Origin of the sequence: Burkholderia sp. NLJ2, assembly GCF_049487195.1 — a bacterium.
GTDB classification, from domain to species: domain Bacteria; phylum Pseudomonadota; class Gammaproteobacteria; order Burkholderiales; family Burkholderiaceae; genus Burkholderia; species Burkholderia pyrrocinia.
Genome location: NZ_CP137808.1, coordinates 2,183,811 through 2,197,690 on the forward strand (window position 1 = coordinate 2,183,811; position 13,880 = coordinate 2,197,690).

9 protein-coding genes and 2 tRNA genes are annotated in these 13,880 nt (G+C 66.8%); 4 read left to right on the forward strand and 7 right to left on the reverse strand.

Translation table 11 applies throughout. From position 1 onward, the window contains the following. Positions 1-294 precede the first annotated feature (294 nt). The 3 genes from R9B84_RS10025 to pgi all read left to right on the forward strand — a co-directional run bounded on the left by R9B84_RS10025 (position 295) and on the right by pgi (position 4,928). Positions 295-1,596 (forward strand): FAD-dependent oxidoreductase, encoded by a 1,302-nt coding sequence (locus R9B84_RS10025; protein ID WP_423757851.1) that lies wholly within the window; start codon positions 295-297, stop codon positions 1,594-1,596. 53 nt (positions 1,597-1,649) lie between these two features. Then, positions 1,650-3,194 (forward strand): NAD(P)H-hydrate dehydratase, encoded by a 1,545-nt coding sequence (locus R9B84_RS10030; RefSeq protein ID WP_423757852.1) that lies wholly within the window; start codon positions 1,650-1,652, stop codon positions 3,192-3,194. A 111-nt stretch (positions 3,195-3,305) separates the two neighbouring features. Next, a complete protein-coding gene (gene pgi, locus R9B84_RS10035; protein ID WP_423757853.1) occupies positions 3,306-4,928 on the forward strand; it encodes a glucose-6-phosphate isomerase in 1,623 nt (540 codons plus the stop codon). Positions 4,929-4,988: 60 nt separating this feature from the next. Here the strand turns inward: pgi and R9B84_RS10040 are convergent, their stop codons facing one another. Next, the gene (locus tag R9B84_RS10040) at positions 4,989-5,702 is read right to left on the reverse strand and encodes an ABC transporter ATP-binding protein (protein WP_423757854.1); all 714 of its coding nucleotides are present in this window, start codon (positions 5,700-5,702) and stop codon (positions 4,989-4,991) included. Here R9B84_RS10040 and R9B84_RS10045 point away from each other — a divergent pair. Next, entirely contained in the window at positions 5,701-6,375 is a 675-nt protein-coding gene (locus R9B84_RS10045) for an arylesterase (protein WP_423757855.1), read from the forward strand. The genes R9B84_RS10040 and R9B84_RS10045 overlap by 2 nt on opposite strands. Positions 6,376-6,449: 74 nt before the next feature. On the opposite strand, the gene R9B84_RS10050 is transcribed toward R9B84_RS10045, so the two are convergent. The 6 genes from R9B84_RS10050 to clpP all read right to left on the reverse strand — a co-directional run bounded on the left by R9B84_RS10050 (position 6,450) and on the right by clpP (position 13,800). Continuing rightward, positions 6,450-8,384: a SurA N-terminal domain-containing protein gene (locus R9B84_RS10050; protein WP_423757856.1), complete on the reverse strand. Its 1,935-nt coding sequence runs from the start codon at positions 8,382-8,384 to the stop codon at positions 6,450-6,452. A 325-nt stretch (positions 8,385-8,709) separates the two neighbouring features. Next, positions 8,710-8,786: transfer RNA gene (locus R9B84_RS10055), tRNA-Asp, on the reverse strand. A gap of 23 nt (positions 8,787-8,809) precedes the next feature. Then, positions 8,810-8,885 (reverse strand) — tRNA-Val (locus R9B84_RS10060). Positions 8,886-9,089: 204 nt separating this feature from the next. Next, the gene (gene lon / locus R9B84_RS10065; RefSeq protein ID WP_047900930.1) at positions 9,090-11,513 is read right to left on the reverse strand and encodes an endopeptidase La; all 2,424 of its coding nucleotides are present in this window, start codon (positions 11,511-11,513) and stop codon (positions 9,090-9,092) included. A 197-nt stretch (positions 11,514-11,710) separates the two neighbouring features. Beyond that, the gene (clpX, locus tag R9B84_RS10070) at positions 11,711-12,982 is read right to left on the reverse strand and encodes an ATP-dependent Clp protease ATP-binding subunit ClpX (RefSeq protein WP_006489345.1); all 1,272 of its coding nucleotides are present in this window, start codon (positions 12,980-12,982) and stop codon (positions 11,711-11,713) included. Positions 12,983-13,146: 164 nt separating this feature from the next. After that, complete coding sequence (gene clpP, locus R9B84_RS10075) at positions 13,147-13,800, reverse strand: ATP-dependent Clp endopeptidase proteolytic subunit ClpP (RefSeq protein ID WP_010092137.1); 654 nt, start codon at positions 13,798-13,800, stop codon at positions 13,147-13,149. Positions 13,801-13,880: the final 80 nt, after the last annotated feature.

Here is a 13,880-nt window from a genome sequence, read left to right on the forward strand (position 1 = left end):
GAAAGGAAGGCCGTAATTATACCCGGAAGTCGGTCGCCCCAAACCGGCCGATCGGTAGTCGGCATGCACCGCAACGGTGCCGCGGCGCGCGCCGCGCACGGCCGCCCGCCGGGCCGCCCGCCGGGCCGGCCCGCGCGGGCGCGGCAGCCGGTGGGCGTGGCGCGGCCGCACGGTACGCGCTCGCCCGACGCCGGTTAGCGCGATTTTGGCGCTATCATTCCGGGTTCACCGGGCCGGGGCCCTCTGCGAATTCTCACCGGGTGGCGTGCGCGCCGCCCGTCATCGAAGCAATCCATGGATGTCATCGTCATCGGCGGCGGAATCAGCGGCGTCGCCACCGCCTACCAGCTGCGCGCGGCCGGCCATCGCGTGTGCGTGGTCGAACGCCACGCGACCGTCGCGCAAGGTGCGACCTACGGCGACGGCGGCGCGCTGCTGCCGAGCCCGCTCGACGTCTGGTTCGGCCCGACCTTCATGCGCCAGCGCCAGCCGCGCGACAGCGGCATCGTTTACAAGCCGGGCTTCAACGGCGGCGTGCGCCGCTTCGTCAAGCAGCTCGGCGCGCTGCGCGAGCCCGACGCGTTCGCCGCGCAGTACGCGCGGCTGCGCCCGCTGATCGACGCGTCGCGCGACACGCTCGCCGACATCGAGGCACGCCTCGAACTCGAATTCGAACAGAAGCCCGGCATCCTGCACGTCGTGCGCGATCCGCGCGACTGGGAAGCGATGCAGCCCGCGCTCGACCTGCTGCGCACGCTCGACCAGCCGTACCGCACGCTGAGCGCCGACGAATGCGCGACACTCGAACCGTCGGTGCCGGCCGAGCCCGGCTTCGCCGGCGGCGTGCTGCTCGAGACCGAGCGCACCGGGAACTGCCCGCTGTTCGCGAAACTGGTCAAGCAGACGCTCGACGAGCACGGCGTGCAGTTCCGCTTCGGCGCCGACGTTGCCGCGATTCGCGTCGACACCGGCCGCACCGCGGTCGAACTCGTTCCGTCCGGCCACCGGAACGCAGCGAAGGCGCACGAGGTCGACGTGATTTCCGCCGACGCGATCGTGGTCGCCGCCGGCGCCGGCAGCCTGCCGCTGCTCGACCGGCTCGGCTGGCGCCTGCCGCTGCATCCGGTACGGGTCCATACGCTCACCGCGCCGGTCGCGTACGAAGAGCACGCGCCGCACCTGAGCGTCGTCGATTCGATCAAGCGCATCTCGATCACGCGCACCCACCAGCGACTGCGCGTCGGCGGCGGCGCCGTGCTGCAAAGCCTGCCCGACACCGCGAAGCCGCTTGCCGAACCGCTGTCCGAGGCTGCGCTCGCGCTGCTCGGCCAGGCCGTCCACGACTGGGTGCCCGGCGCCGCCCGGATCTCGGCCGCGCTGTCGTGGCAAGGCACGCAACTGCTGTCGCCGGACGGCCTGCCCGTCGTGGGTCCGACCCCGCATCCGCGCGTGTTCGTCAATTTCGGGCACGGCCCGACCGGCTGGGGGCTCGCGTGCGGGTCTGCTAAAGTGGTGACCGACTATCTGGGCGGCGACGTGCAGCACTGGCCCGCCGACACGCTCGCCGCGCTGCGCGCCGAGCGCTTCACGACCTGACCGCCGCGGGATCGTCCCGCGGCAGCATCCTTGCCAGCCGCCACGATCCCGCGATGACCGCTACCCGCCCGTTTCCCGATTCCACTCCAATCGCGCTGCTGCGCGTCGCCGATTTGCGCGCGGCCGAAGCCGACGCAGCCGCGGCGCTGCCGCCGCACACGCTGATGGGCCGTGCGGGTGCCGCCGCCGCGCGCTGGCTGTCCGAGCGCGTCGCCGGCGACGCGCGCCCGGTGTGGTTCGCGGTCGGCCCCGGCAACAACGGCGGCGATGCGCTGGTAGCCGCCGCGCAGCTCCAGCAGCTCGGCGTCGCGACGCAGGCGTGGATGCCGGTGCCGGTCAAGCCGGACGACGCGCAATGGGCGCTCGCCCTCGCGCGCGCGGCCGGCGTACCGCTGTCGGCCACGCCGCCCGCGTCGCTGGACGGTTATGCCTGGGTCGTCGACGGGCTGTTCGGCATCGGTCTCGGCCGCGCGCTCGACGGCGCGTTCGCCGAGCAGGCCGCGCGCATTGCCGCGCATGCACGGAGCGGCGGCCGCGTGCTCGCGCTCGACGTGCCGAGCGGCCTCGACAGCGATACGGGCCGGATCGTCGGCGCGGGCGTCGCCGTCGCGGCCACGCATACGCTCACCTTCATCGGCGCGAAGCCGGGCCTTTACACGGGCGACGGCCGCGACCTCGCAGGCGAGATCGACGTCGCGTCGCTCGACGTCGCGCCGCCCGCCGCGCCGGCCATCGTACTGAATGCACCCGCGCGATTCGCCGCGGCCCTGCCCGCACGCGCGTTCGCGTCCCACAAGGGCACGTTCGGCAGCCTCGCGGTGCTCGGCGGCGACACGGGCATGTGCGGCGCGCCGATCCTGGCCGCGCGCGCCGCGCTGTTCGCGGGCGCCGGCAAGGTGCACGTCGGTTTCCTCGGCGCCGGCGCGCCGCCTTACGACCCGCCGTTCCCCGAACTGATGCTGCATCCGGCCGACGGCCTCGACCTCGGCGCCATGACCGCGATCGCGGCCGGCTGCGGCCTCGGCACGCGCGAGGCCGCGGCAACGCTCGTGCGCGACGTGCTCGCCCATGATGCCGCGACGCTGCTCGATGCCGACGCGCTGAACCTCGTCGCGACGCATGCGGACCTCGCGGCCGCCGTCGCCTCGCGCGGCGCGCGCGGCAATCCCTGCGTGCTGACCCCGCACCCGCTCGAGGCCGCGCGGCTGCTCGGCAGCGACACGGCAACGGTGCAGCGCGACCGCGTCGCGGCCGCGCAAGCGCTCGCCGCGCGCCATGCGGCCATCGTCGTGCTGAAAGGCTCGGGCACCGTCATTGCGGCGCCCGACGGCCGCGTGACGATCAACCCGACCGGCAACGCGGCGCTCGCCACCGGCGGCACCGGCGACGTGCTCGGCGGCCTGATCGGCGCGTTGCTCGCACAGCGCGTCGCGCCGGTCGAAGCGGCGCTCGCGGGCGTCTACCTGCACGGCCTCGCGGCCGACACGCTGACCGCGCACGGCACCGGCCCGGCCGGGCTCACGGCCGGCGAACTCGCACCGATGGTGCGCACGCTGATCAATCGCCTTTTTTATCCGTCGCCGCGCGCCGACACGTAACGCCGCTATACTGACTGCCCCGCCGCACGGCGGGCCCTCTCGTCCGCCGGCCTTCCGATCACGATGAGCCGGCGCGGCATTCCTCCCGATTCACGCTTCACTCGAACCGCCATGACGCTGAATTCGCTCCCCGCCTGGACTGCCCTTCAATCCCACTTCGAACAGATCCGCCACGCCCGGCTGCGCGACTGGTTCGCGCCGGAAAACGACCGCGCGCCGACCCGCGCCGAACGCTTCACGATCCCGGGCGGCGGTCTCGCGGCCGATTTTTCGAAGAACCGCATCAACGACGAAACGCTGCGCCTGCTCGCGCAGCTCGCGCGCGACGCAGGCGTCGAAGCGCGCCGCGACGCGATGTTCGCGGGCGAGATCGTCAACCCGACCGAAGGCCGCGCCGCGCTGCACACCGCGTTGCGCGCGACCGACCCGCAAGCGCCGTTCCACGCGCAGGTGAGCGCCGAGCGCGCGAAGATGGCGACCTTCGCGCGCGCCGTGCGCAGCGGCACGTGGACGGGCTACACGGGCAAGCGCGTCCGCCACGTGATCAACATCGGCATCGGCGGCTCCGATCTCGGGCCGAAGATGGTCGTGCATGCGCTGCATCACGTCGCGACGCCTGACATCTCGACCCACTTCGTGTCGAACGTCGACGGCGCCGATCTTGCGCGCGTACTCGAACAGGTCGATCCCGAGGAAACGCTCGCGATCATCGTGTCGAAGACCTTCACGACGCTCGAGACGATGACGAACGCACGCTCGCTGCGCGACTGGTTCGTCGCGCGCGGCTGCCCCGAGGACGCGCTCGCGAAGCACTTCGTCGGCGTGTCGGCGAACCCGGCCGAAGTCGTGAAGTTCGGCATCGCCGCGGAGAACGTGTTCGAAATGTGGGACTGGGTCGGCGGCCGCTATTCGCTGTGGTCGGCGGTCGGCCTGTCGATCATGATCGCGATCGGCCCCGAGCAGTTCGACGAACTGCTGGCCGGCGCGAACGACATGGACCGCCATTTCCGCGAAGCGCCGCTCGAACGCAACCTGCCGGTGCTGCTCGGCCTGATCGGCATCTGGTATCGGAATTTCTTCGGCTCGCAGAGCTATCTCGTCGCGCCGTATTCGGAAGCGCTGCACTACCTGCCGTCGTACCTTCAGCAGCTCGAAATGGAGAGCAACGGCAAATCCGCGCGCCTGGACGGCACCTTCGTCGATTACCCGACGTCGGCCGTCACGTGGGGCGAGCCGGGCACCAACGGTCAGCACGCGTTCTTCCAGATGCTGCACCAGGGGCCGACGATCGTGCCGATCGACTTCATCGCGGTACTGACACCCGAGCACCCGCTCGCGAGCCATCATCCGAAGCTGCTCGCGAACTGCTTCGCGCAGAGCGAGGCGCTGATGCTCGGCCGCACGCTCGACGAAGCGCGCACGGTCGCCGGGCCCGGCAACGAAGCGCTCGCGCCGCACCTGACGTTCCCCGGCAACCGCCCGACGACGACGCTGCTCGTCGATGCGCTGACGCCGCGCACGCTCGGCGCGCTGATCGCGCTTTACGAGCACAAGGTGCTCGTGCAGGCGACGGTGTGGGACATCAATCCGTTCGACCAGTGGGGCGTCGAGCTCGGCAAGATTCTCGGCAAGGTCGTCGAAGCCGACCTGTCGGCCGAGTCGGTCGATCCCGCGAAACACGACTCGTCGACCACGGCGCTGATCGAACGCGCCCGTGCGGCGCTCAAGCGCTGACGCGACTGCGTCGTGTGCACGCCAGCCGCGCAGTACAACCCGCGCGGCTGGCAGAAAAATTCAGGCGCCGCGCTGCGCCGCGTGCGGCTCGACGATGCGTCCGGTGTCGAGCGTCACGGTCGTCGCGCAGCGGCGCGCGAGTTCGGCATCGTGCGTGACGAGCACGAGCGTTGCGCCGTGCGTGCGATTCAGTTCGAACATCAGGTCGATGACCGCATGCCCCGTCGCCGCGTCGAGGCTGCCGGTCGGTTCGTCGGCAAACAGGATCGCCGGGTGCGTGACGAAGGCGCGCGCAAGCGCGACGCGCTGCTGCTCGCCGCCCGACAGCAGCTTCGGATAATGCGCGGTGCGTTCGCCGAGACCGACCTGCACGAGCAACGCCCGTGCGCGGTCGGCCGCATCGCGCGCGCTGATGCCGCCCTGCAGTTCGAGCGGCAGCATCACGTTTTCGAGTGCCGTCAGATGCGGCATCAACTGGAAAGACTGGAATACGAACCCGACTGCGCCGTTGCGCAACGCGGCACGCTCGTCCTCGTCGAGCTGCTCGAGCGCGCGGCCGAGCAGGCGAACCGTGCCGCTCGTCGCGCTGTCCAACCCCGCAAGCAGGCCGAGCAATGTCGACTTGCCCGACCCCGACGCGCCGACGATCGCAAGGCTGCTGCCCGGCCGCACGGCGAGCGTGATGCCGTCGAGGATCGTCAGCTCGCCCGTTGCGTCGGCGACCCGCTTGCACACGTCATGGACTTCGATGATCGGATCGGTAATCTTGAACATGGACACGACATTTCACTGGAAAAGACGCGCGGCGCTCGCCGCGCTGCTGGGCACCCTGCTGGCCGCAACCGCGCCCGCACGCGCCGTGACGGCGCCGGCCCCGACCTCGGGCCAACCGGTGATCGTCGTGCTCGGCGACAGCCTGTCGGCCGAATACGGGCTGCCGCGCGACACCGGCTGGGTTGCATTGCTGCGGCAACGGCTCACGACCGAGCGAATCGATTATAGCGTCGCGAACGCCAGCGTCAGCGGCGACACCACGAGCGGCGGCCGCGCGCGGCTGCCCGCGGTGCTGCAGCGGCTCAAGCCTTCGATCGTCGTCGTCGAGCTCGGTTCGAACGATGCGCTGCGCGGCGTGCCACTCGCGACGACCGAGCAGAACCTGCGCGACATCATCGCCGGTGCACGGAGCGCCCAGGCGAAGGTCGTGCTGGTCGGCATGTACGTGCCGCCCAATTACGGCCCCGACTACACGCAGAAGTTCCACGCCGTCTATACGCGGCTGTCGAAGGATCTCGGCGTGCCGCTCGTGCCGTTCCTGCTGGCCGGCATCGAGAACAAGCCCGAGATGTTCCAGGCCGACCAGATGCATCCCGCGCAGCAGGCACAGGGCATTCTGCTCGACAACGTCTGGCCGGCACTGAAGCCGCTGCTCGGCAAGCCGCGCGGCTGACCGAGGCAGCCTCGCCGGAAAACAAAAAGCCCCGCTCGAAGCGGGGCTTCTTGTTGTTGCGTTCGAGACGATGCTCAGTTGCTGCCGTCCTGCGACTGGCTGGTCGTCGTCCCGTACAGCTTGACCTTCGAGCGATCGCGCAGCGCGGCGAGATACGCTTCGCCCTCGCTTTGCGCGTCGACCTGTGCCATCTGCTGCTGCGCGGCCGCCAGTTGCTGCGGATCGACCGCCGTACCCGGGATCACCGCGTTCACGCGGTAGATCGCATAGCCATCCGCGCCGAGATCGACCCCGACGTAAGCCGGCAGCGTCTTCGGATCGACCTTGTAGACGGCGCTCAACGCGGCCGGCGTCAGGCCCTGCGACTGCGTGCGCGACACCTTCTGCACTGCCGTGAACCCGTCGGCCGACTTCGACTTCTGCAGCCCGGCCAGCTTCGCCGCACCGTCCTTCTTTGCGAGTTCCGCGGCCTGCTCGGCGACGACCTTCTGGCGCACGACATCCTTGATCGCGTCGAGCGCGGGCACCGCAGCCGGCTTGTAGTCGGTCACGCGCGCCGAGATCAGCGTGTTGTTGCCGACGTCGATCGCCTGCGTGTTGTTCTGGCTCTTCACCGAGTCGGTCGCGAACACGGCGGCCAGGAACTTCGGATTGTTCAGCGGGCTCGTCGGCGGCAGTTGCGGATTCGGCGTCGGCGTGACGGTGGCCGTCTGGATCGTCAGCTTGTACTTGTCTGCGGCCGGCTGCAGCGTCTTCGCCTTTTCGTAGACGGTCGACGTGAAGCCTTCAGCGTTGTCCGTGAACGCCTTCGATGCGTACTGCCGCTTCAGGTCGATCGCGATCTGGTCCTTCACTTCCGCGAACGGCTTGACGGCCGCCGGCTTCACTTCGGTCGCCTTCAGGATGTGGAAGCCGAGATCCGACTGCACGACACCGCTCACGTCGCCCTGCTTGAGTGCGAATGCGGCATCGTCGAACGCCTTGCCGCCCGCCGTCGAGCCGCGCGCGATGAAACCGAGGTCGCCGCCCTTCGCCGCCGACGGCGCGTCCTGCGAGCTCGTCTGCGCGATCTGCGCGAACTGGTCCGGATGCGCCTTCACGTCGGCGAGCACCTGTTCGGCCTTCGCCTTCGCCGCCGCCTTGTCGGCCGCGCTTGCGCTGCCCGCCGCCGCGATGAAGATGTGGCTCACGCGCACCTGCGCTTCGGTACGGAAGTGCGTCGGGTTGTCGTCGTAGAACTTCTTGATGTCAGCATCGGTCGGCTGCGCGCCTGCGGCCGCCGCGGCCGGCGAATAGACGAGGTACTGGATCGTCGCGGTCTCCGGCGTCGCGAAGCTCTGCTTGTGTGCGTCGTAGTACGCGGCGAGCTGCGCGTCGGTCGGCTGGACCTTCGATGCGAAATCGCTCGTCTTCAGCACCAGCGCCTGCACTTCGCGCTGCTGCGCGGCGAGTTCGGACAGGTGTTGCGCGAGGCTCTTCGGCGTGAACGCGCTCGACACGATGCTGGCCGGAATCTGCTGCAGCGAGAGGCTGTAGCGCACGCGCTCCTGGTACTGCTCGGGCGTCATCCCCTGGAACGACAGCAGTTGCGCGTAACGCTCGACGTCGATCGAACCGTCGGGCTTCTTCAGCGACGCGATCATCGGGTCGCTCATCAGTGCATCGCGCACCGCATTGTCGGATGCGGTCAGGTGCAGACGCTGCGTTTCGTCGGCCAGCACGCGTTGCTGGATCAGGCCGTCGAGCACCTGCTTGCGATGCTCGGGCGTATCGAACATCTTGACGTCGAACTGCCCGCCGAGCGCCTGACGCGCCTGGTCGATCTGCTGGCGGAACGCGCCGTCGAATTCGACCCGCGTGATCTTGTGCCCGTTGACCGCTGCGGCGTTCGCACTATCGTCGAAGAAGCCGCGGAAGCCTTGGATCCCGACGAAACCCAGCCCCGGCAACACGATCAGGAGCAGGAGCGCCATCATCAGGCGCTGGTGATTACGGAAGAAATCGAGCATGCGTGACGGGAAAATTGGACAAAACGACCGATATTACAACATACGGGGTGGGACGGGAGAAAAGCCGATGCGCTGCGCACGGGCGCAACCGACAGTACAAACGAAAATGCCCGCACAAGGCGGGCACTTTCGTTTGTTTGGCGGAGCGGACGGGACTCGCCTACATCCCGCAGGCCGCGGCTGCGCTTGCAAGCGCAGCCCTTCGAGTCCCGCCGGAAGCCGCGCAGGCGGCTTCCTCCACTCCACAGTCACGCGCCCGAGATCGGGCGCAACAACTGGACGCACAAACGAAAATGCCCGCACAAGGCGGGCACTTTCGTTTGTTTGGCGGAGCGGACGGGACTCGAACCCGCGACCCCCGGCGTGACAGGCCGGTATTCTAACCGACTGAACTACCGCTCCTTGGTCTGGCTGAATCGGGAAACTGGTGGGTGCTGAGGGGTTCGAACCCCCGACCTACGCCTTGTAAGGGCGCCGCTCTACCAGCTGAGCTAAGCACCCGTTTCCGATTCGTTCTGGCTGCGATCTGCGTTTCCGCATCAACAACCAGCGAGCCCGCAAGTTTAATTCATTCCAGATCATTTTGCCAAGCCCGGATGCGAATTTTTTCCGCAGCGTCCGCTCGCGATCCCGCACGCATAAAAAAACCCGCGGCCACGCCGCGGGTTTCGTGAACAACCGTCAGCAAGGACGACGTTCAGGGTCTCAGTGCTTGACGACTTCCGTCGAGCCGGCATCCTTCGCCGCCTCGCCGACCGGCGCCGCTGCCTTCGCTTCTTCTTCCGGCGGCAGCGGAGTCGGCGAACGCTCGAGCGCGAGCTCCAGCACCTTGTCGATCCAGCGGACCGGCACGATCTCGATCGCGTTCTTCACGTTGTCCGGAATGTCCGCGAGATCCTTCACGTTCTCTTCCGGGATCAGCACGAGCTTGATGCCGCCGCGATGCGCAGCCAGCAGCTTTTCCTTCAGCCCGCCGATCGGCAGCACTTCGCCACGCAACGTGATTTCGCCCGTCATCGCGACATCGGCACGCACGGGAATACCCGTCAGCACCGACACCAGCGCGGTCGTCATCGCACCGCCGGCGGACGGACCGTCCTTCGGCGTCGCGCCTTCCGGCACGTGGATGTGGATGTCCTGCTTCTCGAACGCTTCGTCCTTGATGCCCAGACGGCGCGAACGCGAGCGCACGACCGAACGCGCAGCCTCGACCGACTCCTTCATCACGTCGCCGAGCGAACCCGTGCGGATCACGTTGCCCTTACCCGGCATCACCGCGGCTTCGATCGTCAGCAGGTCGCCGCCGACTTCCGTCCACGCGAGGCCCGTCACCTGACCGACCTGGTTTTCCTTCGCCGCGAGGCCGAAGTCGTACTTGCGCACGCCGAGGAACGTATCGAGGTTCTCGCCATCGACCTTGATCGCGCCCGATGCCTTTTTCAGCAGCAGCATCTTCACGACCTTGCGGCAGATCTTCGACACTTCCCGCTCGAGCGAACGCACACCGGCTTCGCGCGTGTAGTAGCGGATGATGTCGCGGATCGCCTGCTCGGCGACGTCGATCTCGCCTTCCTTCAACCCGTTGTTCTTCTTCTGCTTCGGCAGCAGGTAACGCTGCGCGATGCTGACCTTCTCGTCTTCCGTGTAGCCCGACAGACGGATCACTTCCATCCGGTCGAGCAGCGGCGGCGGGATGTTCAGCGAGTTCGACGTCGCGACGAACATCACGTCCGACAGGTCGAAGTCGACCTCGATGTAGTGGTCGGCGAACGTGTGGTTCTGTTCCGGATCGAGCACTTCGAGCAGCGCCGACGACGGATCGCCGCGGAAATCCATGCCCATCTTGTCGACTTCGTCGAGCAGGAAGAGCGGATTGCGCACGCCGACCTTCGTGAGGCTCTGCAGGATCTTGCCCGGCATCGAACCGATATACGTGCGGCGGTGGCCGCGGATCTCGGCTTCGTCACGCACGCCGCCGAGCGCCATCCGGACGAACTTGCGGTTCGTCGCGCGGGCGATCGACTGGCCGAGCGAGGTCTTGCCGACGCCCGGGGGCCCGACGAGGCACAGGATCGGCGCCTTGACCTTGTCGACGCGCTGTTGCACCGCGAGATACTCGAGGATCCGTTCCTTGACCTTCTCGAGGCCGAAGTGATCCTCGTCGAGCACTTGCTCGGCATTCGACAGGTCGTTGTTGACCTTGCTCTTCTTGCGCCACGGCAGGCCGATCAGCGTGTCGATGTAGTTGCGCACGACGGTCGCTTCCGCCGACATCGGCGACATCAGCTTCAGCTTCTTCAGCTCGGCATCGGCCTTCTTCTTGGCTTCCTTCGGCATGCGCGCGGCGTTGATGCGCTTCTCGAGTTCCTCGAGATCGGCACCCTCTTCGCCTTCGCCCAGTTCCTTCTGGATCGCCTTGACCTGCTCGTTCAGGTAGTACTCGCGCTGGCTCTTTTCCATCTGGCGCTTCACGCGCCCGCGGATGCGCTTTTCGACCTGCAGGATGTCGATCTCGGCTTCGAGCTGCGCGAGCAGATGCTCGAGGCGCTCGATGACCGGGAACATCTCGAGGATGTGCTGCTTCTGGTCGAGCTTCAGCGGCAGGCGCTCGGCGATCATGTCGGCGAGGCGACCTGCTTCGTCGATGCCCGACAGCGACGTGAGGATCTCCGGCGGGATCTTCTTGTTCAGCTTCACGTACTGGTCGAACTGCGACACGATCGCGCGGCGCAGCGCTTCCGTTTCAGCGCTGTCGGCATGATCGGGCTCGAGCGGCATCACGTCGCAGGAGAACTGCGTCTCCTGTTCTTCGATCGACAACGCCTTCGCACGCTGCAGGCCCTCGACGAGCACCTTCACGGTGCCGTCCGGCAGCTTCAGCATCTGCAGGATGTTGGCGATACAACCGACCTCGTACATGTCCTTTTCGGTCGGTTCGTCCTTGGCCGCGGTTTTCTGGGCGACGAGCATGATGTGCTTGCCGCCTTCCATCGCTGCTTCGAGGGCCTTGATCGATTTCGGCCGGCCCACGAAGAGCGGAATCACCATGTGCGGGAAAACGACGACGTCCCGCAGCGGCAGCAGCGGGAGCGTGATGCGTTCCGGCGGGAGAAGTTGGGTGCCTGACATTTCATTTCCCCATGAGTGGAATCAATTGTTCGGTAATTGAGGCCGCCACAACGAATTGCAAGCCTTCAAGTGCGGGAAATATTCGGTAAGAAAGTAACCACCGCGTTTCGAGTCAGAGTTACCCACAAGATAAACGAAAAAAAGCCGCCCACGGTCTCATGAACGGCCTTTTTCGCAGAACATCGTCGGCAAGCCGGTCAGTTCGAACCCGCCACCTTCGGCGTGTCCTCGTAGATCAGCAAAGGCTTGCCGTCCCCATCGATGACGTTCTCGTCGATGATGACCTTGCTGACCCCTTTCATCGTCGGCAGCTCGTACATCACGTCGAGCAGCGCCTGTTCGATGATCGAACGCAAACCGCGCGCGCCGGTCTTGCGGCGGATCGCCTTGCGGGCGACTGCCTGCAGCGCGCCCGGCCGGATCTCCAGCTCGACGCGCTCCATCGCGAACAGCTTGTGATACTGCTTGACGAGCGCGTTCTTCGGCTCGACCAGGATCTTCATCAGCGCGGCTTCATCGAGCTTGCCGAGCGTCGCGACCACCGGCAGGCGGCCGATCAATTCGGGGATCAGCCCGAATTTGATCAGGTCTTCCGGTTCCGTTTCGCGCAGCACTTCGCCCGCGTCGCGCTCCTGCTTGCTCTTCACCGTCGCGCCGAAGCCGATGCCGGTTTTCTCGGTTCGATCGGTGATCACCTTTTCGAGACCGTCGAACGCGCCGCCGCAGATGAACAGGATGTTGGTCGTGTCGACCTGGATGAAATCCTGGTTCGGGTGCTTGCGGCCGCCCTGCGGCGGCACCGACGCCATCGTGCCCTCGACGAGCTTCAGCAGCGCCTGCTGGACGCCCTCGCCCGACACGTCGCGCGTGATCGACGGGTTGTCCGACTTGCGGCTGATCTTGTCGATTTCGTCGATGTAGACGATCCCGCGCTGGGCCTTGTCGACCTCGTAGTTGCAGTTCTGCAACAGCTTCTGGATGATGTTCTCGACGTCCTCGCCGACGTAGCCGGCTTCGGTCAGCGTCGTCGCATCGGCGATCACGAACGGCACGTTCAGCAACCGCGCGAGCGTCTGCGCGAGCAGCGTCTTGCCGGAGCCCGTCGGGCCGATCAGCAGGATGTTGCTCTTCGACAGCTCGACGTCGTCCTTCTTGTCGAGATGCTTCAGGCGCTTGTAGTGGTTGTACACGGCCACCGCGAGGATCTTCTTCGCGCGCTCCTGGCCGATCACGTACTGATCGAGGATGTCGCGAATTTCCTGCGGGCTCGGCAGATCCGACCGGGACAGGCTGGCCTCGACGCCGGCGGCAGCCGCCTCGTCGCGAATGATCTCGTTGCAGAGGTCGATACATTCATCGCAGATGAACACCGACGGGCCCGCGATGAGTTTTTTCACCTCATGCTGGCTCTTTCCGCAAAACGAGCAATACAACAGCTTCTCGCTGTTCGAACCTTTTTTGTCCGCCATGAACGTAGAGCCTCCGGACAGGTAAATGACATGATACGCCGAATGCTCCGAACGCCGCGCCTAGGGCGCGACCGGAGCCGGCCGGATGCGCTTGCCGCAGAGGCTCAGGGCGTGCGGAACATAGCAGGGGCGCCGCGCGAATCGGGGCGGCACCCCACTTAAGTTTACGGGCGCTTCAGCAGCACCTGATCGATCAACCCGTACGCCTTCGCGTCCTCGCTCGACATGAAGTTATCACGGTCGGTGTCGCGCGCGATGCGCTCGACGTCCTGGCCCGTATGCTGCGCGAGCAACTGGTTCAGCCGCTCCTTCAGGTAGAGGATTTCGCGTGCCTGGATCTCGATGTCGGATGCCTGGCCGCGTGCGCCGCCGAGCGGCTGGTGAATCATCACGCGAGAGTTCGGCAGCGCGAAGCGCTTGCCCTTCGCACCCGACGCGAGCAGGAACGCGCCCATGCTGGCCGCGAGCCCCATGCACAGCGTCGACACGTCCGGCTTGATGAACTGCATCGTGTCGTAGATCGCCATGCCGGCCGACACCGAGCCGCCCGGGCTGTTGATGTACAGGCTGATGTCCTTGTCGGGATTCTCGCTTTCGAGGAACAGCAACTGCGCGACCACGAGGTTCGCGGTCTGGTCGTTCACTTCGCCGACCATGAACACCAGGCGCTCCTTCAGGAGACGCGAGTAGATATCGTACGAACGCTCGCCGCGGCCGCTCGTTTCGACGACGATCGGCACCAGCCCCAGTGCTTGCGCCTCGAAACCCTGCGGCGCGTTCGAAGCAAGCATGTCCAGCAATTCAGCGCGAGTGATCATTCAATGAACCTTGTTCGAATGGAAAATTGAACGGAGGGAAGCCGCCCGCTCAATCGCCATATTAATGGCAACCGTGCGCT